The sequence below is a fragment of the Arthrobacter glacialis genome (assembly GCF_002909445.1).
GTDB classification, from domain to species: Bacteria; Actinomycetota; Actinomycetes; order Actinomycetales; family Micrococcaceae; genus Specibacter; species Specibacter glacialis.
Genome location: NZ_PPXC01000004.1, coordinates 357,028 through 380,656, shown reverse-complemented (window position 1 = coordinate 380,656; position 23,629 = coordinate 357,028). Strand labels below are relative to the sequence as shown.

The following is a 23,629-nucleotide window of genomic DNA, read 5'->3' as shown; positions in this document are numbered from 1 at the left end:
CTTTCAATTATCCGCCACGGCCGCGGTGCTGGTGTCCGCAATTTCCAGGTTGTGCGTGGCCGCCTCGATCAGTGCCATCATGCTGCTGTGCAGCGCCATGGCGCCGTCGCGGTCCAGACCCAGTCGCGCCATCATGGTCCCCGGCACGGAAAGGGCTTGGTCCCGCAGTGCTCGGCCGGCGGGTGTGAGGTCAATGGCCAGGGCGCGCTCATCGCTGGCGTCCCGGCCGCGGGTAATGAGGCCCAGCGCCTCAAGACGCTTCAGTAGCGGGGAGAGAGTGGCCGATTCCAGCAGCAGGGCGCTGCCAATGTCCTTGACTTTCCGTGGTGCCTGCTCCCACAGGGCCAGCATGACCAGATACTGCGGGTGGGTGAGTCCCAGGGCGGAGAGCACTGGTTTGTAGGCTGCAATGACACTGCGGGAGGCCACACTGAGACCAAAACAAAGCTGCCGCTCCAAGAGCAGATCGTTCTCTGTGGTACCCATTGCCTTGCTCCCTCATTTTAGTTAGTGCCCTAACTATCAGGGTACTATGTATAGTATCGCCTTTCTGAGTCAGCCGGGGATTCCATCACCGGCCCGAGCGCCACAAGGAATTTCGCCCATGTCCAAGATGAGTCCAGTACAAAAACTGATGCGCTTTACAGGCCGCCTGCGCTACATTCTGGGCCCCGCCAGCAGCAGCCCCCTGGATCATGAGATGACGCCGGAGAACAAGGCACTGTTGAAGAGTCAACAAGAGGCCACGGTGCAGTGGACTACTGTCACCCGGGCCGACGGCAGCACCTATTTGGTGCCCAAAGACCCCACTGACAAGTCCTTGCGCTAGCACTTGCGCAGCTCACCAGTGGAGCAACCCGCCAGTGCCATTGGTGGGCAGCAGGAGTAAACTGAAGGCGTTCCGGTGGCACGATTTTCCTCTGCTGAGAGTGGGTGTTGATGATGGCGAGCGGTGAAAAGTTCGTGGACAAATTGATGCATGGCACCGAGAAGCTCAAGAAGGTTTTTGGGCCGGCAGACCACGGAGACATGGATGCCCCTGTGGTGCATCGTCATGATGCCTCTGAAGACAGCAGTGAGGAGCAGCTCTCCCACTTTGAGCAGGAGACTGATTCACAGGGCCACCACTACGCCGTCCGCAAGGAAGAATCTGCGGAGTAGCCCCTTAAACAACTGACCCGCAGAAAACGCCGAAAAATCACGGTTTTACCGTGAATTTCGACGTTTTCTGCGGGTCAGTTTGTTTGTGTGTGTGTGTGTGTGTGTGTGGGCTAGCGGCCCGTGCCGCCGTAAACTGTCGCCTCGTCGTCGCCATCCAAGCCAAAGGCCTGGTGGACGGCGCGCACTGCAACATCGAGCAAGTCTGCGCGGGTCACAACAGAGATGCGGATCTCGGAGGTGGAGATCAAATCAATGTTCACACCGGCGTCGGACAGGGCCTGGAAGAAACGGTAGGAAACGCCCGGGTTGGAGCGCATGCCGGCGCCGATCAGGGAAAGCTTGCCGATCTGGTCGTCGTAGATCAGGTCCTCGAAGCCGACCTCGTCCTGCTTGGCGCGCAGGGCGCTCAGGGCGTCCTCGCCTTCCACCATGGGCAGTGTGAAGGAGATGTCCGTCTTTCCGGAGCCCTTCGTGGAAATGTTCTGCACAATCATGTCAATGTTTGAATGCGCACCGGCAATGATGCCAAAGATCATGGCAGCCTTGCCGGGAATGTCCGGCACGCCAACAACTGTGACTTTAGCTTCTGACCGGTCGTGAGCCACGCCGGAGATGATTGGCTGCTCCAAGGCAACTCCCTCTGAGATCTTGATTTTGTCGTCAGGGCTGGGCAAAACCCAGGTTCCCTCATTGTCACTAAAAGAGGACCGCACATGGATGGGCAGTCCAAAACGCCTAGCGTATTCCACGCAGCGAAGGTGGAGGATCTTGGCACCCGAGGCGGCCATTTCCAACATCTCTTCGCTGGAGATCTTGCTGATCTTCTGGGCGCTGGAAACAACGCGCGGATCGGCCGTGTAAACGCCGTCAACGTCAGTGTAAATTTCGCACACATCGGCGTTCAATGCCGCGGCAAGGGCAACAGCTGTGGTGTCCGAGCCGCCGCGGCCCATGGTGGTGATCTCATTGGTCTGGCGGCTCATGCCCTGGAACCCGGCCACAATGGCCACCTTGCCCTTGTCCAGGGCCGTGCGCACACGGTGCGGATCCACATCGATGATGCGGGCCTTGCCGTGGATGCCGTCGGTGATCATGCCAGCCTGGCTGCCCGTGAAGGACTGCGCCACACCACCCAGTGAGCTGATGGCCATGGCGAGCAGGGCCATGGAAATGCGTTCTCCGGCCGTCATGAGCATGTCCAGCTCGCGGGCCGGGGGGTGCTCGGAAACTTGCGCGGCCAGATCCAACAGTTCATCCGTGGTGTCGCCCATTGCGGAGACAACTACCACTACTTCATGGCCTGCTGCTTGGGTGCTGACAACCCTGCGGGCTACGCGCAGAATGCCTTCGGCGTCGGACACGGACGAGCCGCCGTACTTTTGAACTATCAGACTCATGGATGCACACTCATTGGCTTACCTAACGCAACACTAGGAGAAGGAAATTTGCTGCCGCTCACGCCAGAGCCGCGCCTGCGCGCTGGGCCAGTGCGGCATCATCAGCGCGGAAGGCAGTTTTAAGTCAGTTTAGCGCGGTGGCGCGTTAACACGGAATTATGATGTCCACATGATGATACTTGAAGGTCATTATGTGGTCTTGATAAAGGGGTGGGGCCAGCCAGCTGAAAGCTGATGAATATCCGACGCCGGGATGATGACTCAGGTGCCCAGCTGAGCCTATGCTGATTGCATATCCGCTATTGCGGACCATCGGGGAGGGACACCATGACCCAGCACATACCACAGGAACAGGAACAGGACCCGCCAGCGTTGCTGGAGGCCTTCGATGGCTTGTCCGCCACGGGGCTGTCCCGCAGCTTTGGTGCGGTTCACGCCGTCGTCAATATGGATCTGCAGGCACCCGCAGGGCAGGTGACGGCACTTATTGGCCCCAACGGCGCCGGAAAAACCACGTTGCTGCTCATGCTTGCCTCGTTGCTGGCGCCGGATTCCGGCACTGTCAGGGTCATGGGCATTGACCCCATCAAGGACCCAGCCGCGGCCAGGGCAAAGATAGGGTGGATGCCGGACACTCTCGGAGTGTGGGAGGCGCTGACAGCACGCGAAATCCTCAACACCATGGGCAAGTTTTACCGTTTGCCCAAGGAAAAAATTCCCACCAGGGTCCAGGATCTGTTGACCCTGGTGAACCTGACGCCCTTGGCGGATCAGAAGGCGCGGGTGCTTTCGCGTGGCCAGCAACAGCGGCTCAGCCTGGCCCGCGCCTTGATTCATGATCCGCAGGTGTTGCTGCTTGATGAGCCGGCGTCAGGACTGGACCCGGGTTCGCGGGTTGCTCTGCGGGGAATCCTGCGCCAGCTTGCCGCCGAAGGGAAAGCCATAGTGGTTTCCTCCCATGTTTTGGCTGAACTGGATGAGATAGCAGACGGTGCAGTGTTTGTGAATCAGGGCCGCACCGTGCTGACGCAGACAGTGGACCAGGCGGCCGGGCAGGGGCGCAAGTATTCCATTTCGGCCCTGGATCCCGCCGCGTTGGTTGCTGCCCTGACAGCGTTGGGAGTGGCCTTTGAGTCAGGGAATGGGCGCAGGGACTCCGTCATCATCACAGGGCCCACTCAGGAGTACGCCTCCGCGCTGTTGCGGGATCTGGTGATGGCCGGTGTTGACGTGTGCGCGTTCGCCCCGGCCACGGGTGCTTTGGAAGAGACCTACATGAGCATGAAGGTGGAACAGCCATGACACAGACTCAAAATGATGCAGGCCCGCAGCCGGTGGCCGGCAACGCGGGGCGGCACGCCGGCTTGCGCGCCTACTGTGAGGGTGTCTTTGCCGTAGTGGGCATGGAGATGCGCCAAAGGCTGCGCTCCCGTGGCTGGTACATCATGTTGGCATTGTGGTTTGTCATCATCGGAATAGTCACGTGGCTGACGTGGTGGAGCTGGAATGCCCAGCAGGCCAATATGGCGTGGGATACAAGCGCCGCTAGCAGAGGCCCGGGCCCGCTGATCTTTGAAATTGTGCTGGCCTTTGTGCTGTTGTTTGGCCTGCTGGTGGCCCCGGCATTTTCCGCCAATGCCATCAATGGTGACAGGGCCGGCGGCACCTTGGCGATTCTGCAGGTGACGTTGCTCAGTTCCGGGCAGATCCTGTGGGGGAAATTTCTTGCCTCATGGATTGCGGGGATTGCGTTCCTGGCAGCCAGCGTCCCGTTCCTGGTCTTTGGCATTGCCCAAGGCGGCCTGGGATTCGGGCACATAGCCATTGCGCTGCTGATGCTCGCCGTGGAAATTGCCGTGGTGTGCGCGTTGGGTGTTGGCATCTCTGCGCTCGCCAACCGGCCCTTGTTCTCCATAGTTGTCACCTACTTGGTGGTCTCACTGCTGGTCTTTGGAACCCTCATCGCCTTTGGGCTCGGGTCCATGGTCAGCCAAGGAAAGGTGAATGCCAATCAAATGGGGTACACAGGCATGTACGGCTATGACAGCGGCGACATCAAGGAGCCGGTGCCGCCGGACTATATTCCGCCGCTGCCGAACAATGTCACCGACAGTGATGGCAACAGGTACTGCTTTGGGATCATCCAGGAGATGGAAACCGTGCGCACGGAACGGGTTGCCTGGATGCTGAGCATGAACCCGTTTGTGGTGATTGCCGATTCCATCCCCTACCAAAAATCGGTGACGGAGGACAGGACTACTACCGGCATTTTTGAGACGATCAGCCAAGGGGCCAGGTATGCGCAGGCCGGTCCTGAAGGCACCTACCCTTGTGCCAATGGCAAGCTCACGGCCGACTACATGGACCAGAAGACGCCACTGTGGCCGCAGGGCCTGGGTTTGCAACTGTTGGTGGCCGGTGGAGTGGTGGCACTGGGTTGGCGGGCCCTGCGCACACCTGCAGGGAAACTGCCCAAGGGCACGCGCGTGGCCTAGCGTAAAACGCACGACGGCGTTCAACCCACCTGGGTGGGTCGAACGCCGTCGAACATGCCAGCGGTCAGGATCTGTGACGCACTAGTTGCGCGAAAAAGGCCGAAGAAAGCGCTTTCCGCCGCATCTACTGCGTCATAGACGGGGGCGTGGACTAGCTAGGAGACGGACACTTCAGCCCGCGGCGCGCGCATCAGGACCTCGTCGGCAGGGACCTGGCGAATGGCACCCTTGTCGGCGCTGGTGGCCATGGAGGCGTAAGCCCGCAAGGCTGCGGATACTTCGCGTACACGGCCCACCGGACGGTAACCGGTGGTGGTCTCGAGCAGCTCGCGGCGCTCATCCAGCTCGGATTCACTCACCAGGAGCTCCATGGAGCGGTTGGGGATGTCGATGCGGATGCGGTCCCCATCCTGAACCAGCGCGATGGTGCCGCCGGCGGCCGCCTCGGGGGAGACATGGCCAATGGACAGGCCGGAGGTGCCGCCGGAGAAGCGGCCGTCGGTGATCAAGGCGCAGACCTTGCCCAGGCCCAGGCCCTTCAGGAATGAGGTGGGGTACAGCATTTCCTGCATGCCGGGGCCGCCGCGGGGGCCTTCGTAGCGGATAACCACCACGTCGCCGGCCTTGACAGTCTTCGACAGGATCTTTTCAACGGCTTCGTCCTGAGATTCGCAGACCACGGCGGGTCCTTCAAACGTCCAGATGGACTCGTCCACGCCGGCAGTCTTCACGACGGCGCCGTCGAGGGCGATGTTGCCGCGCAGCACGCCCAAGCCGCCGTCCTTGGAGAAGGCATGCTCCACATCGCGCAGGCAGCCTTCGGCCGCGTCGGTGTCCAATGAGGTCCACTCGGCCGACTGTGAGAAGGCGGTGGAGGAGCGCTGGCCACCCGGGGCAGCGGTCCACAGTGCTTGAGCTTCATCGGTGGCCTTGCCTCCGCGGATGTCCCAGTCGTCCAGCCAGTCGGTGAGGCCCTCGGAGTGGACTGACTTGACGTTCGTGTGGAGCAGTCCGCCACGGTTCAGCTCCCCCAAGAGGGCGGGGATGCCGCCGGCGCGGTGCACGTCCTCCATGTAAAACGTCTTCTTGCCGGCAACGTTCGGAGCCACCTTGGCAAGGCACGGCACCTGGCGTGACTTGGCGTCGATGTCCTCCAGATCGTACTTCAGGCCCGCTTCCTGCGCTGCTGCGAGGAGGTGCAGGATCGTGTTGGTGGAGCCGCCCATGGCGATGTCCAGGGCCATGGCGTTATCGAACGCCTCGAAGCTGGCGATCGAGCGCGGCAGGACCGATTCGTCGTCGTCCTCGTAGTAGCGCTTGGCGATCTCGACGGCGGTGGCGCCTGCGCGCTCGTACAGCTCCTTGCGCGCGGTGTGCGTGGCCAGCAGCGAGCCGTTGCCCGGCAGGGACAGGCCGATGGCTTCGGTGAGGCAGTTCATCGAGTTGGCGGTGAACATGCCGGAGCAGGAACCGCAGGTGGGGCAGGCGTTGTCTTCGATGAGCTCGATGTCTTCGTCGGAGACGGTGGCGTCCACGGCGTCGGAGATGGCGTTGACCAGGTCGAGTGAGCGGATGGAGCCGTCAGTCAGGGTCACCCGGCCGGCTTCCATGGGGCCGCCGGAGACAAACACGGTGGGGATGTTCAAGCGCAGGGCTGCCATGAGCATGCCGGGGGTGATCTTGTCGCAGTTGGAGATGCAGACCAGCACGTCGGCGCAGTGGGCGTTGACCATGTACTCGACGGAGTCGGCAATGAGGTCGCGGGAGGGCAGGGAGTACAGCATGCCGCCGTGGCCCATGGCGATGCCGTCATCCACGGCGATGGTGTTGAATTCGCGGGCGATGGCACCAGCCTTGTGAATGGCGTCGGAGACAATGCGGCCCACGGGTGCGAGGTGGGTGTGGCCGGGGACGAACTCGGTGAAGGAGTTGGCCACGGCAACAATGGGCTTGCCGATGTCTGACTTGGCGACGCCGGAGGCCATCATGAGGGCGCGTGCGCCTGCCATGTTGCGGCCGTGGGTGACTGTGCGTGAACGTAATGGAGGCATAGGGACAGTTAACCAGCATTTTGGCCCTGACAGGAAGACGGCGCTAATACTAGTAGTGGCAGTGCTAGATTTGGTGGCATGGATGAAGAACGACGGCGGGAGCTGGGTCAGTTTCTGCGTGACCGCCGCGCCAATCTAGTCCGCGCCGAACATGGGCTGCCTCCCATTGGCCGCAGCCGCACCTTGGGTTTGCGGCGTGAGGAAATTGCGGCCTTCGCAGCCGTCAGCGTCACCTGGTACACCTGGCTGGAACAGGGCCGGGACATCAACGCGTCCCGCCAGGTACTCGAGTCCATTGGGCGGGTGCTGCGCCTGAGCGCCGCCGAGCAGGCGTATCTGCTGGCCATGGGCGGTTACGCGGCCCTGCCCCTGGCTGAAGTTACAGCCATCGAAGCCGCACCGCCGCATTTGCAGGCGTTGCTGGACGCCCTGGATTTCCCGGCCTTTGCCGTGGCCCCGGATTGGGGGATTGCGGGGTGGAACAGTGCCTACGCCGGCCTGTATTCACGCATTGCTGAGGTTGTACCGGAGCAGCGGAACCTGTTGTGGCTGATCTTTACCGATCCGGCGCTGCGCCGGATGCTGCCTGACTGGGAAGAAACGTCAAGGAATTTTGTGGCCGAATTCCGGGCCGAGGCAGGCCCCCGGCTCGGTTCGGCGGCGCATACGGCGTTGGTGGCCAGGCTGGCCGCGGCCAGCGACGAGTTTGCCCGGATTTGGTCCGATCACGGGGTGGCCGGCTTTGCCTCCCGGCAGCGCATCTTTGTCCATCCGGAGGTGGGTGAGCTGACCTTTGAGCACCACAGGCTGGTGCCCTCAGACGCCCCGGACCTGCACTTTGTGCTCTACACACCCACACCCGGCACGCCCACACGCGAACGGCTTGCCCAGCTGACGACGGGAACAGGATAGGGGTCGATTCAGGCGGCAGTCGACTGCGCCTGCCGAGCGGGCAGTAGTTGTTGATGTTTGCGCGCAACATCAACAACTACTGCCCGTTCGCGAGGCAATGTGAGGGTTACGTCAGGGCGTTGCGGCGGCCCTCAAAGGCGCGGCCCAGGGTGACTTCATCGGCGTACTCCAAGTCGCCGCCCACGGGGAGGCCTGAAGCCAGCCGGGTCACGGCGATCCCAATGGTTTTGAGCATGCGGGAGAGGTACGTTGCCGTGGCCTCGCCTTCCAAGTTGGGGTCGGTGGCGATGATGACCTCCTGGATTTGGCTGTCGTTCAGGCGGGTCAGCAGTTCACGGATGCGCAACTGGTCCGGGCCAATACCCGCGATGGGGTTGATGGAGCCGCCCAGCACGTGATAGCGGCCGCGGAAGGCACGGGTCCGCTCCACCGCGAGCACGTCCTTGGATTCCTCCACCACGCAGATGATGCTGGGGTCGCGGCGCGGGTCCCGACAAATGTTGCACAACTCCGCCTCGGTGACATTGCCGCACACTGTGCAGAACTTCACGCGCTCCTTGACCGTGACAATGGCCCGGACCAGCCGCTGCATGTCCTCGGTATCCGCTTCCAGAATGTGGAAGGCGAGCCGCTGGGCTGATTTGGGCCCAATTCCCGGCAGGCGCCCCAACTCATCGATGAGCTCCTGAACTGCTCCCTCGTACACAATGCCTCTTGTCTATTGGTTCAAAAATGGTGGTGGCGCCGAGCTCGTTTAGTGCGACGCGTTGAGCGGGCGTTCCTCAATGAGCACTCCGCCCAGAATACGCTCCACCGCGGCTTGGCCCACTACACCGGATTCCTCAATGGTGACGTCATCCGGGCTGGGGACGTCCTCCACATAGGGAGTCTGCGCCATCACCGCGGGTGCCTGGGCGCGGGCCGCCTGGGCTTCGGGGCTCGTGGCCAGGCGCTGGTACCTGCTCATTTTGGCCCCACCATTGTCAATGTTCGACGCCGGAGCCTCCTGAGCTGGGACGCTTGCTTGCGCGGGGGTTTCGGGGGCGGCGGTTGCAGGGGGTGCAGCTGGCGCGGGTGCGATCGGCACAGCAATTGCGGGTTCAGCAGGGTCGGCAGGCGCCGAAGTTGCTGTGTCTGCAGGCGCCGCCGCTGGAGTCTCTGCTGGCGTATCTGTTGGCGTATCTGTTGGCGCGGCGGACGATTCGGTCTGCGCCCAGTCAGGGGCGTTGGACATGCTGCCCCACCCCGGGTCTGCCACGTCGGTTCGTGCGGGCGCTCCCAGCGATACGCCCCAGTCCTGCGGGGCCGCTTGTGACATTTGCGCAGCCAAGAGAGCGCTTCGTTTGGGGGCCTCGACTTGCGCCGGCGCCTGGGTGGCGGGCTCTTCGGCGGCAGCCGGCGCATCCCAGCCGGTGGTCCAGGCAGCAATGGGTGAAACCCGTGGCACAGTGTGGGCTTGCGGTGCTGCAGCCGCTGGCTGCGCCGACGGTGCCTGGTGTTCCGGCAGCGAGGCCGACGATTGAGCTGTTTCCGTGAACTGATCCGGATAGGGATCGGCCGGTGGATACGAATCCGGGTGCGGCTCATCCCAGGGGTCACTGGGTTCACTGGGACCGTCCCAGTACGCCGGCTCCTCTGTGGGCGCCGACTGCGCTGGTGCTGACGCAACAGTGGTCGGCACAGAGTCAGCCAATGGAGCCTGAGCTGGCTGTGGCTGCGATGTTGGTGCGGTCTGGGCAGGCACAGGCGCAGCGGTTGCCGGAATCTGCGGCGCTGCCACGGGTGCAGCCGGAAGACCCCACGCATCCAAGGGTGCCGGGGCGGACGCTGCTGGGGCAGGGAGCGTCTGAGGCGGAGCAGACGGTGCCGGTGCTGGGGCGTCGCATAGCGGAGCCGTGGCGCCAGTGTTTGTGCCGCGACCACTCCGGGGTGCTGCAGGCTGATTACCAGTTTGAACTTTTGGGTTTGGCTCAGCGCTCGCCTTCGGCGCATCGCCGGCGGCAGGCATGATCGCAATGGTCATGCCCAGCACCTGATTGATGGCCTGCTGCAGATTCTCCAGGTGGCCACTGTTGGTGAAAGTGCTGATCAGGCCGGCGGATGGAAGCCCCACACGGAGTTCTTGGCCGTCAAAGGTTTGCGGCACCACGTTCTGATTGACGATGACCCAGGACGCCATGCGGATGTTGCGCAGTGCACCAAGGATCTCCGGCCAGGCGCGGCGGATGATCTCAATGTTGGAGGTACCTCCGCCGGATGCGCCGCTGGGGGGCGCATCGGATTGCGGCTCACTGGATGCGGCAGGTTGCGGCTGCTGTGCGGCAGCCGCAACCTTGGCAGCAGGTGTGGGGGCGCTGTCCCAGGACTGCGCCGCAGCGGCGCTTTGAGCTGACCGAACGGGCTCAGTAACTGCAGCGGGGGGTGCCTGGTGCTGCGCCACCATTGGCTGCGGAATCTGCTCTACCGTCGGGGCAGCTGCCGCGGGGGGTGCCTCCACCGCGGGAGTTTCCGCAGGGGCCGGCGTAGGAGACTGCACCGGAGTTTGGCGGGCGGCCACTTCGGCGCCAGCTGCTTCCTTGGCACGCGCCAATTGTGCCCGTACGGCGGCCAAGCCACCGCTTGAGGCGGCGGGGTCGGAGTGGGACGGGTCAGCGTAGGTGGGGGCCGGCGTCGAACGTTGGGAAGGAGCATCTCGCTCCGGAGCGGCAGCCATGGGGGCGGCAGAAGCGGGGGCTGCAGCGGCGGTGCCAGCATAGTTCAGGCGCCGTTCCAGCTGCTCAAGCCGGGTGGCCATGCCGCGTGTGGAGGAATCGGCGCCCGGCAGGAGCAGGCGTGCGCCCAGCAATTCCAGGTGCAGCCGCGGCGAGGTGGCGCCGGTCATTTCGTTGAACGCAGCATTGGTGACGTCTGCGGCACGGGAGAGCTCGGCGGCACCAAGCTGGGCGGCCTGCGACTGCATGCGAGCAATCAGCTCTTCGGGGGTGCCGCGCAGGATTGCGTGGGCGCTCTCGGGCATTGCCTGAACAATGATGAGGTCGCGGAAACGCTCCAGGAGGTCTTCCACAAAACGGCGGGGGTCGTGGCCGGTCTGGATGACCCTGTCCACCGATTTGAAAACGGTTGCCGAGTCGGAGGCGGCCAGCGCTTCCACCACGTCGTCAAGGAGTGAGGCGTGGGTGTATCCCAGCAGGTCAACAGCCAGGTCATAGTCCAACCCGGAAGCGCCAGCGCCGGCCATCAACTGGTCAAGAACTGACAGTGAGTCACGCACTGATCCGCCGCCGGCACGCACCACCAGTGAGAGAACACCGGGGGCCACGGGCACATTCTCTTGTTCGCACAACTGCGCCAAATACGCCATGAGAGGCTCGGGCGGCACCAGTCGGAAGGGGTAATGGTGGGTGCGCGAGCGGATGGTGCCAATGACCTTGTCAGGTTCCGTGGTGGCAAAGATGAACTTGATGTGCTCCGGCGGCTCTTCAACAATCTTCAACAGCGCGTTAAAACCCGCCGAGGTGACCATATGGGCCTCATCAATGATGAAAATTTTGTAGCGGTCCCTGATGGGGGCAAAAGTGGCGCGTTCGCGAAGGTCGCGGGCGTCGTCAACGCCACCGTGGCTGGCTGCGTCAATTTCAATGACATCCAGGGAGCCGGTGCCGCCGCGGGCCAATTCCACGCAGCTTTCGCAGGTCCCGCAGGGATGTGAGGTGGGGCCCTGGGCGCAATTGAGGCAGCGGGCAAGGATGCGCGCGGAGGTGGTCTTACCGCAGCCGCGAGGGCCGGAAAACAGGTACGCGTGGTTGACGCGGTTCTTATCCAGGGCAGTCATCAAGGGGGAAGTGACATGCTCTTGGCCAATGACGGTCGCAAAGGAATCGGGACGGTACCGGCGATACAGGGCTGTTGGTGCGCTCACAGTTGAAACCCTATCTAATCCGCCTGACAAATTGCCGCATGGATGCGGCGTTTGGGGCGCATCTGGGGATAAATAAAGACCCCCCATGCACCCGCCAGAGCCCGCTTACCCTTGCTACCTTCCGGTCCTGGGGGAGTTCACAGGGTGACGCCACATGAGGGGCCGGGAATTAGCTTACCTGACTGTGGCGGCACGGGCGAATCCGCGCGGCACCCTGTGGACCATTTCAATTTTGCGGCCACGGTGATACGTTCGCCAGAAGGGGCAATGACGCTAAAGCCAAGCTGGTCCCGGCGCGCTTTTGCCCTTGCGCGGCCTGGCCCATGAAGGAGCGAGTCACCATGTTGGGATTTGGATTCTTTGAATGGTTTTTTTGGGTGCTGGCCTTCGGTGCGGGGATTCTTGCCCTGACCCGCATCGAAGTGTTCTCCACTAACTCAACCCAACGCACCCGACATCATGCCGGCCAGACGTTTCTGCTGTGGATGCTTGCGGCCGGCTTTGCGTTGGCGGGTTTCGTCACCGCGGTTCTGGCCATGCGTGCGGGGCACTAACGGCAACGGGCTTCATGACGTAAAGAAGACGTGAGGAATGTCACGTGCGTGTGACAATGTTGTAAAGTTTGAAATGTACCGCCGTCGCGGAATAGAGCGCCGACGATGGCTGTATGGGGGGGTGCTTTGAGTGCCCAATCCTTTGCAAGTGGTCTGCCTTCCGCAATGACCGCATGGGGGAGTAAGGGTGGTGAGGCTTGAACGGGGCCGAACTGCCCTTATTTCTTGCCCGGAATTGCCCTATTTGCCGCGTATTCTCAGGCCCCGGACACTCGATTCGCGAGTTGGGCACTTTGTCAGGTACTCTTGAACCTGCCGTGTTCTGCACGGCAAGCTGGAGGATTCGCCTAGCGGCCTATGGCGCACGCCTGGAACGCGTGTTGGGTTAACGCCCTCGGGGGTTCAAATCCCCCATCCTCCGCCAATGAAAGGCCCGGAATCATGATGATTCCGGGCCTTTTGTAGTTTAAGTCAATGCCCGCCCAAGCCTTCAGCTGCGCCGGATAGACTCGGCCTGTGATTACAGAAACCCTGAACAGCATCCCCCTCGCCTTGAGCGACGGGACCGAAAAGTCATTGTCACAGCTGGCCGCGAAAGCCGTTTTGCTGGTCAACGTGGCCTCAGAATGCGGCTTCACCAGCCAATACGACGCCCTCGAGTCCCTCCATGAGAAGTACCGCTCGCAGGGCCTGACTGTGGTGGGTGTGCCGTGCAACCAATTTGGTGGACAGGAACCGGGCACGCAGGAGGAAATCGTGGAGTTCTGCCGCAAGAACTTTGGCGTGACCTTCCCGCTCGCCACCAAAACCGATGTCAACGGCCCCCAAGCGCACCCGCTCTACGCCGTGTTGACCAGCCTTGGTGACGAACCCATCGCCTGGAATTTTGAAAAATTCCTGATCGCGCACGACGGCGCCGTGCTGGAGCGCTTCTCATCTTCAGTCACGCCTGACTCACCCGAGCTGCGTGCTGCCGTGGAAGCGGCACTGAGCTAGACCCATCGCTGCCGAAAAAGCTACCGGGCCAGCTCGTCCAGCCAGTGCTGCAGGAATGCCGCCCCGGAGAAGTCGTTGACTACTCCCTCGCCCAAGTTGAGGTCAGCGGCGGTCTGGATCGTGTACGGCTTGCTGGGCACGCCGTCGGCCGGGCGAACGTCAACGTGGATGACGTGGTGATCGTGGTGGTGCAGCCAATCGGCCATGGCGTAGTCGGTGCGGGAATCTCCCACTGTGCGCCACGACTGCGGAACAATGCCTTGGACGGCCAGCAGTTCCACCGCCCGGCTGGCGCCCAGGTCCTTGCCCAGGCGAACTGATTCAATGTCAGTGGAGATGATGGACGGGTCAACCCGGTAGTCCACGCTCCCGGACGACGCCGGTGCCCGGTGCTCAAGGCGGGTGGCACCCAAGTCGTGGGTTGCCAGCAAAGCCAGGGCATCGTCGTCGAACTTTACCTGCTCCGCCAAATAGCTTCCGCTCTCAACCTCAATGTGCTGCTCCACCGAGACCATGGCCCGCTTGGTCTCGTCGAAGAACATGTGATCGGCGTAGGAACGCGCCACGAGCTCACGTATGTCGTCGCCAAAAGCCGTGGGCATGGCAAGTTCCCTGTCCACGTGGATGGGCCCGGGCCCGCTCGGGGTGAAACTAAACCAGACAGCCCCCTTCTCACAAATGGCGTGAACCACAGAACCATCCGGCAGCCCGGCTTCCAGCATGGGCCGCATGAGCTGCTCCGTAATAAAGGCATCCGAGCGGCCGGTATTGAATACCACGGGAATGTTGCGGCGCACCAGATCAATCAAGTCCGCAATAATGCCGGGGGTCACTTGCCGTGTCACGGGGCTGGCCAGGGGGCCGTCAACATCGAGGAGCAGGGCAAGTGGGGGTTGCAAAAGTGTCATGCCCCATAGTCCCAGGACAAGCCGTGGAAGAGCCACTTTGCGTAACCTTTTGGCAACACGACGTTACGCCCACAGCGCGGTCAGTTCCTTTAGGGCCTCACAGTCCCTAGTCTGAAGGAGTGATCTTCAAAGCTGTTGGCGACAAACGCCCGTATCCGGACCATGGCCACATCACGCCCAAGGACTGGGCCAGCGTTCCGCCGCGCCAAGTCAGGCTGGCCGAACTCGTCACGACCAAGGCACAACTGGACCTTGAGGCTCTCCTGGCCGAGGACTCAACGTTCTTCGGCGACCTGTTCCCGCACGTGGTGCAATGGCGTGACACCTTGTATTTGGAGGATGGCCTGCACCGGGCTGTCCGCACGGCCCTGCACCAGCGGACCATACTGCACGCCCGAGTGTTGGTGATAGATGACTAGGCTCCCTGCGGAGCCGCCACCAGGTGAATCCGCTGACCGCATTCCGCCCCCGCCCCGGCACTTCCCAGGTAAGGCCCTCCACGATGATGTGTTGATGACGGCCAGACAGCGGCGCAAGGCTGCCCGCGAAGAGAAGCGCCAGGCCAAGGACGCTGCCTATGAACTTCGCCAGAAACGCAAAAAAGAAAAAGACATCAATTCCTGGCACGGGCACCATATTGTGGACTCCAAGGGTTTGGCCGAGGCCTTCCCCGAGCCGGAAACCCCGGAATTTCCCAGCAGTACGGTTCGCCGCCGCATTGCCCACGGCGTGATTTTGGTCCTGCTGCTGGCTCTGGTGGCTACCGGGCTGGTCCTGGCCGGGATGGTTCAGCGCGGTGAAATGGAGCTGAAATTTGGTGCGGGCAAACCCACTCCCACACCCGTCACATGTCCGGGTGAGACTTTGGACTACCCTGCCAACAAGGACGTCAGGGTCAATGTTTACAACGGAGGTGCCGCCGAGGGCAGGGCCGGGGCCGTGGCGCAGGAACTCGTGCAGCGAGGCTTCGCAGTGGGCGTTATTGGCAATGCAAGATCCGAGTATTTAACGCCAGTGGTGATTGTTTCAGGCGCCAAGGGGCATGCTTCCGCCTTCAATATGCAGCGCAATTTTGCCGCAACACAGGGCGGTTCTGAGTATGTGCAGGATAATCGCGAAGATGCCAGCGTGGACATCATCTTGACCAGCCAATTCAATGATCTTGTGGCCGCGCCCAAGGTGGACCAAACTCCGGGTGCGCTCTCCTGCCCACGCCTCAGCCCGCCGCCGAGCGAGCCCGCAAGCCCTGCTGCAGCGGCTGCCGTAACCAAGCCCTAGCTCTGCTTTATTGCTCCACGGTGACGGGGCGGCCCTGCTCGTCAAAGGCCGCGCCCACACCGGCCTGGATGAACTTCACGGCTGCGGCAATGCGGTCCTCATCGGGTGTGTCCGAGTTGCGGCGGGAGGCGCTGGCTGTCAGCGACCCGTGGATGAGCTGCACCAAGCCATCCACGTCGGAGGCAGGCAAGTACCGCTGCTCCATTCCGGTGCGCAAAATGTCTTCCAACAAGGTGTTGAGCTCACCCACGTGAACGCCCAGCTTTGCGAACGATTCACTGGAAAGCACCGATCGCATGGCCGGTCCAGGCGGGAGGTGGCGCCGGGTGAGGTCCTCTAGCTGCGCGCGAACGTACACGGCCAGCCTGTCCACAGGATTCTCCAGGCCATCCAATTTGGCCCGCAACTCGGCAACGAACTTGCCTGTTTCATCCAGCGCGTAGGCCACCAGAAGTTGTTCCAGGTCGGCAAAATAGTTGTAAACGGCTGTTCGTCCCACCCCTGCCGTGCGGGCAACATCTGTCATGGTGAGGCCGGGAAGGCCGTGCGTAAACAGAAGTTCGCCAAAGGCGTCGAGGATCTTGCGCTGCGTCTGCTCGCGCTGCGCCGCGTTCGTGGGGGCGGCTATTCGTGGCATAGAGACATTTTAGCGGCAATTCGTCAGTAAAAGTATTTGGGGTGGTTCTAGCGTTGGATGGCTGCGCGCCGAATCCCTAGAACACGGACGACGGCGGCACTGACCCCACGCTCAAAGGGCAGTTCCGCCGTGGTCATGACGGAGGCCGCAAGGGCTTTGTCGATGCATTTGGCCACGAGTCGTTCGGGGATGTGCAGGGAACGGCCAAAGCGGAGCCAGTCGTTGCGGTTCAGTCCTGTCCGGCTACCGGCGCTGCCACCCACGGGCAGTGCCATGCCAGGGTCGCGGGAGGGGTCGCCGTCAGTCAGATCAGTCAAAATGCCGCCGGGAACGCCCGCGGCAAAGCCCTGCTCAATCTCGGCGGCAAGGGTGCATTGGAGATCGTAGGCGGGCGCCACCAACCATTCGCCATTGTGTTGCTGCACCACGGAAATGTTTTTGGCATGCAGATTGCCGTTGCCCGTAAGCCAGGCAAAGAGGAACTGCAGGAAAATGTTGCGGGCGGCCAGGGACTGGGCGGAACACATGTTCACGGCGGCCGCGGCCACGGCCTCGGAAGGGACCGAATGCTTGCGGCCCGGCAACAAACCCATCAGCTGGGAACAATCCTCTACCGCCAGCGACCCGCTGGGGGACCTGTCGAAACGCGAGACCAGCAGCGCGGCCTGCCCAACGCCGTCGTACACCAAACGGGCGTCCGCAACGGGTATGGACAGCTGCCTGGCCTTGCGCAGCAGCATGAATTCCGTTTCAACTTGGCGGGCGTGGCTGCCGTCGTTGAACTTGAGAATGTAGGCGCGGCTCGGGTCCTTGTCATGCAGGTAGGAGGCCGTGACCTTGTCCTGCATGCCAGGCAACGCAGAGTGGTCAACGGGGCCGGGGACGGAAGCAAAATCACCAAAGTTCATGGCGGCCATGTTCTTGGTGACAGTCAACAGGGCAGGAACTTTTTGGGGTTCGTGCCCTGCCGGCAGAATCTGGACGTCACCCACGGGGTTCTCGCCCGCGGCGACTAGGAGGGAAAACTCGTCATTAATGGTGGTTTTTACCGCCCAGCGCAGCTTGGACAGGCGTTCGCCCTCCGGCAACAGGCCCGCAAAGAACGCCGGAACGCTGCCGTGACCCAACGTCACCGGGACGTCAAGGGCTGGCAGGGTTGAGGCGATTGCCGGGCCGCCAGAGCTGAGATAGGTGGGCAGATAGGAAAAAACCACGCCAACGCTGGGGTGGCGGGACAAGCTAGCCGCGGCCCTGCCCCTTTTGAAGATCACGGCCTGGGTGACAGTTTTGGCCTGCTCAAGATTTTTCACGCCAGCGTCACGGTCAAGTTCAGGTTCATGCCCAGCGCCGTGGCCACCGCCGTGAGGATGTCCAGGCGCACGGTTTCGCGGCCGTTTTCCAGGTCACTGAGCACACGGGTGGAGATGTCGGCCAGATCGGCGGTTTCGCTCTGCGTCAGGTGCAAGGCTTTGCGGCGGGCGCGCAAGGTGGCGCCCAGTTCGGCAGCATCCATTGCTCCTCACCTTTCCACGCAGGGACTTCGTGGCACCATACTATGCCCTGAGCGCCGATTATCTGCATGATCGTGCTGAAAAAACGGGAGCATTACGGGTACGGCTGAGCCCGCCGGGCTGGGACGGGCCCGGCCCTGCCCCTGACCGGCCCTGCCCCTGACCGCCCCGGCCAGTTTCAGGTCACCTGCAACCGGGCCAAGAACTCGGGGGTATCCCAGAGCTTGTTGTCAAGGATGTCGAACAAGGCCTCCACGGCGTTCCACACGTCCATATACCCCACGTACAGCGGTGTGATACCAAAGCGAAGCACCCCGGGTTCACGGTAATCGCCAATGATGCCGCGGGCAATGAGGGCCGCCATCACGGGGTAGCCCTGCGGATGAACGTAGCTGACGTGGCTGCCGCGCTGGGCATGGTCCATGGGAGTGATGAGTTCCAGCTCGTGGTCACCGCGGCGAGCCTCTACCAAGGCGATGAACAGATCTGTCAGCGCAAGCGACTTTTCCCGGACCTGCGCCATGGGGGCCGCCAAGCTGATGTCCAGCCCGCACTCCACCAGGGCCATGGACAGGATGGGCTGGGTGCCGCACAGGAACCGGCCAATGCCGGAGACAGGCTCGTAGGAATCCTCCATGGCAAAGGGCCGCGCATGTCCCCACCATCCTGACAACGGCTGCCAAAACCGGTCCTGATGAGCGGCGCTGACCCAAATGAAGGCAGGCGAGCCGGGCCCACCGTTGAGGTACTTGTATGTGCAGCCCACCGCGAAGTCGGCACCCGCGCCGCGCAGGTCAACGGGGACGGCCCCGGCGGAATGCGCCAGATCCCACACGGCCAAGGCTCCGGCGTCGTGAATGGCAGAACTTGTGGCAGCCATGTCCCACATGGCCCCGGTGCGGTAGTTGACGTGCGACAACGCCACCACGGCCACATCGGCGCCCAAAGCATCCGGCAGGGACAGGGAATGGTCAATCAGGCGCACCGAGTAGCCCTGGTCCAGGAAATCCACCATGCCCTGGGCCATGTAAATGTCCGTGGGGAAGTTGTCCCGTTCGGTGACAATGACCTTCCGCGCCGGATCGGCGGCCTTCTGGATGCGGACGGCAGCAGCCAGGGCCTTGAAGAGGTTTAGTGAGGTGGTGTCCGTGACAACCACTTCTCCGTCCCCGGCCCCGAGCAGGCCGGCCAGCTTGTTGCCCAGGCGGCCCGGCAGCTCAAACCAGCCGGCCGTGTTCCAGCTGCGGATCAGGCCCGTGCCCCACTCATCCTCCATGACGCGCGTGGCCACCTGGGCGGACGTTGCAGGCCTGGCGCCAAGGGAGTTGCCGTCCAAGTAGTTCACGCCCTCCGGCAGGATGAACTGGTCCCGGAAGCGGTGCAGGGGATCGTCCTGGTCGGCGGCCAAACAAGCGGTCTTGGTGATGGGGAGCGTTAAATCCATGGGACGTCCTTGCCGTGGGGGGAGAGGTGTGCGGGCCAATCCCCAATCTATGGCCGCTCTTGTGCCCGGTCAAGGCCAGATGGGCGTCTGGCGCCATGGAAGGTGGCTAGGGTTATCGGGTGAGTAATTTTGTTGTGAAGAAACCCTGGGCCGGCCGCATCGGAGCACTCCTGGGCATCATGGTCATGGCCCTGAGCCTGCGCACTGCCGTGTCTGTGGTGCCACCGCTGCTGGGCGAGTTGCGCGGTGAACTGGGTTTCGATGCCAACACCATCGGCCTGCTGGCCATGCTGCCGCCGCTGGTGTTTGCCATGTTTGGGTTGCTGACCCCGGTGCTGATCCGTCGCCTCAGCCTGGAGAAGGTGCTGGTGGCCGCCGTGGTCCTTGCCGTGCTGGGGCAGCTGGCCCGCACCACCACCGAACAGGTCTGGCCATTCCTGGGGTTCACGGCCGTGATCATGGCTGGCTACGGCATTGGCAACGTGGTGCTGCCGCCGCTGGTGAAAAAGTACTTCCCCGACAGGGTTGGGCTGGTGACGGCCGGGTACGTGACACTGCTGGCTGTTGGCACCGCCATCAGCCCGCAGCTGGCCGTTCCGGTGGCCGGGCTGAGCAATTGGCGGGTGTCCATTGGGATGTGGGCATCGGTGAGTTTCTTGGTGCTCCTGCCCTGGATCCTGCAGTTCCGCCGTGACCGCAAGGAAAGGGGCGACGCCGCGTCCCCCGCCGAGCAGGCCGCCCACCTTGGTGCCGCCCCGGGAGGTTCGGACACAGTGCCGAAGCTGCGGCCGTGGCGCTCTCCCGTTGCCTGGGGACTGGCCATCTTTCTGGCCGGAAACTCCGCCCAAACGTATGTGTACTTCACCTGGCTGCCGCCGTACCTGGCGGGCCAGGGGATCGACGCGGCCACTGCCGGGTCGGCACTGGCCTACTTTGCCATTCTGGGCCTGCCCGTGAGCCTGCTGGTGCCGCTGTGGGTGCCGCGCATGAAGAACCCCATCGTGGCGGTCTCCTTGTTTGCTCTGTGCTGGGCCACGGGGCACCTCGGCCTGTATCTCTCACCCTTGGATGGAACGTGGCTCTGGGTCACGTTCGCCGGCCTGGGCCAGGGCACCTTCGCCACGGCCCTGCTCATGGTGAACCTGCGCTCGCGGACCACCCACGGTTCCGCTGTTCTTTCAGGATTCAGCCAGGGCATTGGCTACGCCGGCGCGGGCATTGCGCCCCTGCTGTTCGGCACCATGCGCGAAGCCACCGGCTCGTGGAGCGCATCCTTCGCGATGCTGGGCATCTGCCTGCTGGTGATGATGACCGGCGCCGTCATGATCAACGCCAAACGCTACATTGAGGATTCCGCAGAGGGTCCGCTTGCGCCGCCAGCCACCGAACATGCAGTCGCCCTCAAAGAGTAGCCGGCCCAAAGAAGAACCCCCGCTCACTAGTGGTGCACTTTTCGTCAACGCTCTCGCAGCAATGGCCAGGTGCAGGGGGACGCTATCGCAGTGAGGGCGATAGCGTTCGCCTAAATGGCACCATTCCTGCGAGAGCGTCTGACGGGGACCCGGCGTCGTCCTAGAAGCTGGAGGAGCTGCCCGACCCGGAGAAGCTTCCACCACTTGAGCCGTAACCACTGCTGCTCCCGCTGGAACTGGCGCTGCTCCGAGCGGAGTCAACTGTGCTGGTACCACTCAGGTAGCCAACGCTGAACGCATGCACCGGGTAAAAGGTGTACCACTGGTACACGGACCCCAGAATGGTGGATTCGCGGCCGCGGACGCCGTCCATGCGGCTGCTCTCCATGGCCTTTTCCATGGAGGTCCTCTCGGAATCGGTTTTCGCATACTTGCCGATCATGGCTTGCGAATGTTGTTGCAGCACAGTGGTCAGTTCCTGCCCCATGGATCGCAGCTCGTCCAGGGCGGCCTCCGGGGTTATGAGTCCGGACCGGAAATCGGCGGCCAGCTGCTGAAGTCCATGCGTCCTTTGGGTGTGAACCGATGCGAGCGCGGCCGTGCTGGGCAGGCCTTTGGCCTCGCTCTGGGAGATCAGCGCAGGCAGTTCTGCCAAGTCCTCGCGCAGGGGGCGGGCCTGCCTGTCCCATGCGCCCTCCCAGCCGGCAAACTTGTTGAGCAAAGTGTTGGTGTCCGCAATGACGTCATCCAGATTATCCAGTTCCTGGGCCAGATCGGCATAGCGGGCCGCAGTCTTGACGTTGGCTCCCTTGGAAAGATCCTTCGCGGTGAAGGCGTGGCACTCCTGGTTCAAATCGCTGGCCTCGTGGTACTGGGTACTGAAATTGCGGTACTTCTCCAGCACCAGGGCGCCGTAGCTTGACTCACTGGGGATGGTGTTTGCGTTGAGTTCTGTGACGTCCAGGGCCAAACTCACACTGGAATAGCCAGTATCGCCACGCTTGAGGTGTTCGGCGGCCTTCTTCCTGTTCTTGGACCTGATCACAGCCCTGGTGCCAAAGCCCAATGCGGCCAAACCGCCCACAATGCTGGTGGTGACGATGAATCCCGCTGACTGGTACCAGGGCTGGTTGATCAGCTTCGCGGCCTTCTTGACCCCGGCAATGGTGCCATCCGTCCACTGGGCCTCACGGAACAGATTTTTGGTGGATTCCTGGATGGCTTCCTGCTTTTCCAACGACACCTTGCGGTCTTCACCCATGTAGGTGCCCACCTTGCGGGCCGATGGGTCTACTGCCAAGACGAACAGGCCGTCGGCCCACTTCTGCCCATCCGCACTGATCCACTCGGGGTGGTTGGCGCGGGCAAAGCGCAGAACTTCCTCGTTGAAGTTCTCGCTAGTGTTGCCATTGCGGGTGTAGATGACCACCTTGGTGGGGGAGTGGAAGCTGATCTTCTCCAGCGCAGGCAACAGCTGAGGCTGATAGAGGACTCCCGCGGTGTCCTCCACAACGATGTCCGTTGGTGGCGATGCCATGGCTGCCGGGGCAACCCCCAACAGGGTCAAGAATGTCAGTGCCAGAATCCCCAGAATCTTCTTCATGGCTACAGCCCACCATTTTGTTGCGGCTTTGTGCAAACGTGGGTTCATGGTGGGAGCGCTTTCAACTCCCACCTGCGTGGGGATGAAGCTAGTCAAACGGCGGCGGCCCTATGATGACGATGCCGCCGTTGAGCTTGCCCGATTCGCGAATTCGGTCGAAATCAACCGTGCCTGACGCGTTGTCGCCAGCATCTAGCGGCACACTGGCTCCCATGTAAAAGGCCTGTGCATTGCCGGGTGTTTGGATGCAGAGCAGGCTGGTGTCATCAGCCAGCACTTTGAATGCGTGGGGCTGGCCGCGCAGCGCCATGACCAAGCCGCCTGCACCCAGCCGTTCTTCAACGCCATCCAGATTCATGAGGACCTCGCCGGAGAGGATGTAGAGAGCCTCATCCGTCTCGGGGTGGATGTGCATGGGCGTCACCTTGCCGCGTTCCATGGTGTCGCTGTAGATCAGGGATGCGCCGCCGGTCTCCTCGGCCTTGGCCAGCCACGTGTGGATGCCGCCCCCGTAGAACCATCGCCGGTCACCCGTCCCGGCTTGGCGGATGAATGATTTGGCCTGCTTCGTCGTGTCCATGGGACTCGCCTCTTTATTGGGCTGATGAGTTTATGGGACTTATGTCTCATAACAAGACTGCGGTATCATAAGCTTCATGTCAACCCCTTATGTGGAACGTGGCCGCAGCGGCCAGAAGCGCCGCACCCTCAACGCATTGGTCGACGCGGCCCGGGAGATGGTTGCAGCGGGCAAGACGCCCACTGTGGACGAGGCTGCGCTAGCATCCGGGGTGGCCAGAAGCACGGCGTACCGCTACTTCCCGGGACAGCGCGAGCTGCTGGCAGCTGCCCACCCGGAAACCGCCCTGCATTCCATGCTGCCTGACAACCCGAGCAACGATCCCACGGAACGGCTCGACGCCGTCGTGGTCAGGTTCACGGCGATGATCGTTGAGACTGAGAATCAGCAACGAACAATGCTCCGGTTGTCGCTGGAACCTACGACGCCGGGCGGTAACCTTCCGCTGCGACAAGGCAGGGCCATTCCGTGGATCGCTGAAGCGTTGGAACCTTTGCGCGGCAAGATGTCCGACGCGCAAATTCACCGCTTGGTCCTGGCCATCCGCAGCGCCACCGGCATTGAATCCCTGGTCTGGCTTACGGACATTGGCGGGCTGTCCCGTGAGGAAGTCGTCGAGTCTATGCGTTGGAGTGCCCAAGCTCTGCTTCGCCAGGCGCTGGAAGTGGGCCCGCCACGTCAATGATGGGTGGCCGCCCCATCCCACGGTTCGCTTCCCATTAACCCGCAGTTCAACTATTCCCCTCCGACGCGTCGTCCGGCCCTGCCACT

Annotated in this window: 23 protein-coding genes, 1 tRNA gene and 1 other RNA gene; 12 read left to right on the top strand and 13 right to left on the bottom strand. The window is 62.5% G+C overall.

Annotation, left to right across the window (positions count from 1 at the left end; genetic code table 11):
* Positions 1–3: 3 nt before the first annotated feature.
* Complete coding sequence (locus tag CVS27_RS07325; RefSeq protein ID WP_103465067.1) at positions 4–486, bottom strand: MarR family winged helix-turn-helix transcriptional regulator; 483 nt, start codon at positions 484–486, stop codon at positions 4–6.
* Between the two features lie 118 nt (positions 487–604).
* Between CVS27_RS07325 and CVS27_RS07320 the strand changes: the two genes are divergently transcribed.
* Entirely contained in the window at positions 605–829 is a 225-nt protein-coding gene (locus CVS27_RS07320) for a hypothetical protein (protein ID WP_103465066.1), read from the top strand.
* Between the two features lie 113 nt (positions 830–942).
* Positions 943–1,161, top strand: coding sequence for a hypothetical protein (locus CVS27_RS07315; RefSeq protein WP_103465101.1), 219 nt, complete (start codon positions 943–945; stop codon positions 1,159–1,161).
* 110 nt (positions 1,162–1,271) lie between these two features.
* Here CVS27_RS07315 and CVS27_RS07310 read toward each other — a convergent pair whose 3' ends face one another.
* Positions 1,272–2,558, bottom strand: coding sequence for an aspartate kinase (locus CVS27_RS07310; RefSeq protein ID WP_103465065.1), 1,287 nt, complete (start codon positions 2,556–2,558; stop codon positions 1,272–1,274).
* A gap of 327 nt (positions 2,559–2,885) precedes the next feature.
* On the opposite strand from CVS27_RS07310, the gene CVS27_RS07305 reads away from it, so the two are divergent.
* Both CVS27_RS07305 and CVS27_RS07300 read left to right on the top strand, forming a co-directional pair.
* A complete protein-coding gene (locus CVS27_RS07305; protein ID WP_103465064.1) occupies positions 2,886–3,860 on the top strand; it encodes an ABC transporter ATP-binding protein in 975 nt (324 codons plus the stop codon).
* Positions 3,857–5,053: an ABC transporter permease gene (locus CVS27_RS07300; RefSeq protein WP_103465063.1), complete on the top strand. Its 1,197-nt coding sequence runs from the start codon at positions 3,857–3,859 to the stop codon at positions 5,051–5,053. Before CVS27_RS07305 ends, CVS27_RS07300 begins: the two co-directional genes overlap by 4 nt.
* Before the next feature lie 155 nt (positions 5,054–5,208).
* Here the strand turns inward: CVS27_RS07300 and ilvD are convergent, their stop codons facing one another.
* Positions 5,209–7,104, bottom strand: coding sequence for a dihydroxy-acid dehydratase (gene ilvD, locus CVS27_RS07295; protein ID WP_103465062.1), 1,896 nt, complete (start codon positions 7,102–7,104; stop codon positions 5,209–5,211).
* 78 nt (positions 7,105–7,182) lie between these two features.
* Between ilvD and CVS27_RS07290 the strand changes: the two genes are divergently transcribed.
* Positions 7,183–8,016 (top strand): helix-turn-helix transcriptional regulator, encoded by an 834-nt coding sequence (locus CVS27_RS07290; protein WP_103465061.1) that lies wholly within the window; start codon positions 7,183–7,185, stop codon positions 8,014–8,016.
* A 106-nt stretch (positions 8,017–8,122) separates the two neighbouring features.
* Here the strand turns inward: CVS27_RS07290 and recR are convergent, their stop codons facing one another.
* The 3 genes from recR to ffs form a co-directional block, all read right to left on the bottom strand.
* Positions 8,123–8,722: a recombination mediator RecR gene (recR, locus tag CVS27_RS07285; protein ID WP_103465060.1), complete on the bottom strand. Its 600-nt coding sequence runs from the start codon at positions 8,720–8,722 to the stop codon at positions 8,123–8,125.
* A 48-nt stretch (positions 8,723–8,770) separates the two neighbouring features.
* Positions 8,771–11,935 (bottom strand): DNA polymerase III subunit gamma and tau, encoded by a 3,165-nt coding sequence (locus tag CVS27_RS07280; protein ID WP_103465059.1) that lies wholly within the window; start codon positions 11,933–11,935, stop codon positions 8,771–8,773.
* 71 nt (positions 11,936–12,006) lie between these two features.
* An RNA gene (ffs, locus tag CVS27_RS07275) (signal recognition particle sRNA small type) lies at positions 12,007–12,102 on the bottom strand.
* A gap of 174 nt (positions 12,103–12,276) precedes the next feature.
* On the opposite strand from ffs, the gene CVS27_RS07270 reads away from it, so the two are divergent.
* The 3 genes from CVS27_RS07270 to CVS27_RS07260 all read left to right on the top strand — a co-directional run bounded on the left by CVS27_RS07270 (position 12,277) and on the right by CVS27_RS07260 (position 13,485).
* Positions 12,277–12,489, top strand: a complete 213-nt coding sequence (locus CVS27_RS07270) for a hypothetical protein (protein ID WP_103465058.1) — start codon at positions 12,277–12,279, stop codon at positions 12,487–12,489.
* 336 nt (positions 12,490–12,825) lie between these two features.
* A tRNA-Ser gene (locus tag CVS27_RS07265) sits at positions 12,826–12,913 on the top strand.
* A gap of 92 nt (positions 12,914–13,005) precedes the next feature.
* Positions 13,006–13,485, top strand: a complete 480-nt coding sequence (locus tag CVS27_RS07260; protein WP_243400083.1) for a glutathione peroxidase — start codon at positions 13,006–13,008, stop codon at positions 13,483–13,485.
* Between the two features lie 20 nt (positions 13,486–13,505).
* Here CVS27_RS07260 and CVS27_RS07255 read toward each other — a convergent pair whose 3' ends face one another.
* On the bottom strand, positions 13,506–14,393 hold the full coding sequence (locus CVS27_RS07255; protein WP_103465057.1) for a Cof-type HAD-IIB family hydrolase: 888 nt from the start codon (positions 14,391–14,393) through the stop codon (positions 13,506–13,508).
* 119 nt (positions 14,394–14,512) lie between these two features.
* On the opposite strand from CVS27_RS07255, the gene CVS27_RS07250 reads away from it, so the two are divergent.
* Together CVS27_RS07250 and CVS27_RS07245 are read left to right on the top strand one after the other, a co-directional pair.
* Complete coding sequence (locus CVS27_RS07250) at positions 14,513–14,812, top strand: type II toxin-antitoxin system VapB family antitoxin (RefSeq protein ID WP_103465056.1); 300 nt, start codon at positions 14,513–14,515, stop codon at positions 14,810–14,812.
* Between the two features lie 94 nt (positions 14,813–14,906).
* The gene (locus CVS27_RS07245) at positions 14,907–15,671 is read left to right on the top strand and encodes a LytR C-terminal domain-containing protein (protein WP_165788186.1); all 765 of its coding nucleotides are present in this window, start codon (positions 14,907–14,909) and stop codon (positions 15,669–15,671) included.
* A 7-nt stretch (positions 15,672–15,678) separates the two neighbouring features.
* Here CVS27_RS07245 and CVS27_RS07240 read toward each other — a convergent pair whose 3' ends face one another.
* The 4 genes from CVS27_RS07240 to kynU all read right to left on the bottom strand — a co-directional run bounded on the left by CVS27_RS07240 (position 15,679) and on the right by kynU (position 19,263).
* Positions 15,679–16,308, bottom strand: coding sequence for a TetR/AcrR family transcriptional regulator (locus CVS27_RS07240; RefSeq protein WP_103465054.1), 630 nt, complete (start codon positions 16,306–16,308; stop codon positions 15,679–15,681).
* Positions 16,309–16,355: 47 nt separating this feature from the next.
* Positions 16,356–17,618, bottom strand: coding sequence for a type II toxin-antitoxin system HipA family toxin (locus CVS27_RS07235; protein ID WP_103465053.1), 1,263 nt, complete (start codon positions 17,616–17,618; stop codon positions 16,356–16,358).
* Positions 17,615–17,821 carry a helix-turn-helix domain-containing protein gene (locus CVS27_RS07230; RefSeq protein WP_103465052.1) on the bottom strand — a complete coding sequence of 69 codons (207 nt, stop codon included), beginning with the start codon at positions 17,819–17,821 and terminating at the stop codon, positions 17,615–17,617. The genes CVS27_RS07235 and CVS27_RS07230 overlap by 4 nt, the downstream gene beginning before the upstream one ends.
* A 176-nt stretch (positions 17,822–17,997) precedes the next feature.
* Positions 17,998–19,263, bottom strand: a complete 1,266-nt coding sequence (gene kynU / locus CVS27_RS07225; RefSeq protein WP_103465051.1) for a kynureninase — start codon at positions 19,261–19,263, stop codon at positions 17,998–18,000.
* 119 nt (positions 19,264–19,382) lie between these two features.
* Here kynU and CVS27_RS07220 point away from each other — a divergent pair, with 119 nt between their 5' ends.
* A complete protein-coding gene (locus CVS27_RS07220; RefSeq protein ID WP_243399935.1) occupies positions 19,383–20,675 on the top strand; it encodes an MFS transporter in 1,293 nt (430 codons plus the stop codon).
* A gap of 160 nt (positions 20,676–20,835) precedes the next feature.
* Here CVS27_RS07220 and CVS27_RS07215 read toward each other — a convergent pair whose 3' ends face one another.
* Both CVS27_RS07215 and CVS27_RS07210 read right to left on the bottom strand, forming a co-directional pair.
* Entirely contained in the window at positions 20,836–22,278 is a 1,443-nt protein-coding gene (locus CVS27_RS07215) for a DUF5129 domain-containing protein (protein ID WP_103465098.1), read from the bottom strand.
* Positions 22,279–22,366: 88 nt separating this feature from the next.
* Positions 22,367–22,858 carry a cupin domain-containing protein gene (locus CVS27_RS07210; RefSeq protein WP_103465050.1) on the bottom strand — a complete coding sequence of 164 codons (492 nt, stop codon included), beginning with the start codon at positions 22,856–22,858 and terminating at the stop codon, positions 22,367–22,369.
* Positions 22,859–22,934: 76 nt separating this feature from the next.
* On the opposite strand from CVS27_RS07210, the gene CVS27_RS07205 reads away from it, so the two are divergent.
* The gene (locus tag CVS27_RS07205; protein ID WP_103465049.1) at positions 22,935–23,543 is read left to right on the top strand and encodes a TetR/AcrR family transcriptional regulator; all 609 of its coding nucleotides are present in this window, start codon (positions 22,935–22,937) and stop codon (positions 23,541–23,543) included.
* Positions 23,544–23,629: the final 86 nt, after the last annotated feature.

What these genes read in the sequence shown, in the direction of transcription:
- CVS27_RS07325 (WP_103465067.1), bottom strand. Translation starts at nt 486, where the DNA reads ATGGGTACCACAGAGAACGATCTGCTCTTGGAGCGGCAGCTTTGTTTT.
- CVS27_RS07320 (WP_103465066.1), top strand. Translation starts at nt 605, where the DNA reads ATGTCCAAGATGAGTCCAGTACAAAAACTGATGCGCTTTACAGGCCGC.
- CVS27_RS07315 (WP_103465101.1), top strand. Translation starts at nt 943, where the DNA reads ATGGCGAGCGGTGAAAAGTTCGTGGACAAATTGATGCATGGCACCGAG.
- CVS27_RS07310 (WP_103465065.1), bottom strand. Translation starts at nt 2,558, where the DNA reads ATGAGTCTGATAGTTCAAAAGTACGGCGGCTCGTCCGTGTCCGACGCC.
- CVS27_RS07305 (WP_103465064.1), top strand. Translation starts at nt 2,886, where the DNA reads ATGACCCAGCACATACCACAGGAACAGGAACAGGACCCGCCAGCGTTG.
- CVS27_RS07300 (WP_103465063.1), top strand. Translation starts at nt 3,857, where the DNA reads ATGACACAGACTCAAAATGATGCAGGCCCGCAGCCGGTGGCCGGCAAC.
- ilvD (WP_103465062.1), bottom strand. Translation starts at nt 7,104, where the DNA reads ATGCCTCCATTACGTTCACGCACAGTCACCCACGGCCGCAACATGGCA.
- CVS27_RS07290 (WP_103465061.1), top strand. Translation starts at nt 7,183, where the DNA reads ATGGATGAAGAACGACGGCGGGAGCTGGGTCAGTTTCTGCGTGACCGC.
- CVS27_RS07270 (WP_103465058.1), top strand. Translation starts at nt 12,277, where the DNA reads ATGTTGGGATTTGGATTCTTTGAATGGTTTTTTTGGGTGCTGGCCTTC.
- CVS27_RS07255 (WP_103465057.1), bottom strand. Translation starts at nt 14,393, where the DNA reads ATGACACTTTTGCAACCCCCACTTGCCCTGCTCCTCGATGTTGACGGC.
- CVS27_RS07245 (WP_165788186.1), top strand. Translation starts at nt 14,907, where the DNA reads ATGACGGCCAGACAGCGGCGCAAGGCTGCCCGCGAAGAGAAGCGCCAG.
- CVS27_RS07240 (WP_103465054.1), bottom strand. Translation starts at nt 16,308, where the DNA reads ATGCCACGAATAGCCGCCCCCACGAACGCGGCGCAGCGCGAGCAGACG.
- CVS27_RS07230 (WP_103465052.1), bottom strand. Translation starts at nt 17,821, where the DNA reads ATGGATGCTGCCGAACTGGGCGCCACCTTGCGCGCCCGCCGCAAAGCC.
- kynU (WP_103465051.1), bottom strand. Translation starts at nt 19,263, where the DNA reads ATGGATTTAACGCTCCCCATCACCAAGACCGCTTGTTTGGCCGCCGAC.
- CVS27_RS07215 (WP_103465098.1), bottom strand. Translation starts at nt 22,278, where the DNA reads ATGAAGAAGATTCTGGGGATTCTGGCACTGACATTCTTGACCCTGTTG.
- CVS27_RS07210 (WP_103465050.1), bottom strand. Translation starts at nt 22,858, where the DNA reads ATGGACACGACGAAGCAGGCCAAATCATTCATCCGCCAAGCCGGGACG.
- CVS27_RS07205 (WP_103465049.1), top strand. Translation starts at nt 22,935, where the DNA reads ATGTCAACCCCTTATGTGGAACGTGGCCGCAGCGGCCAGAAGCGCCGC.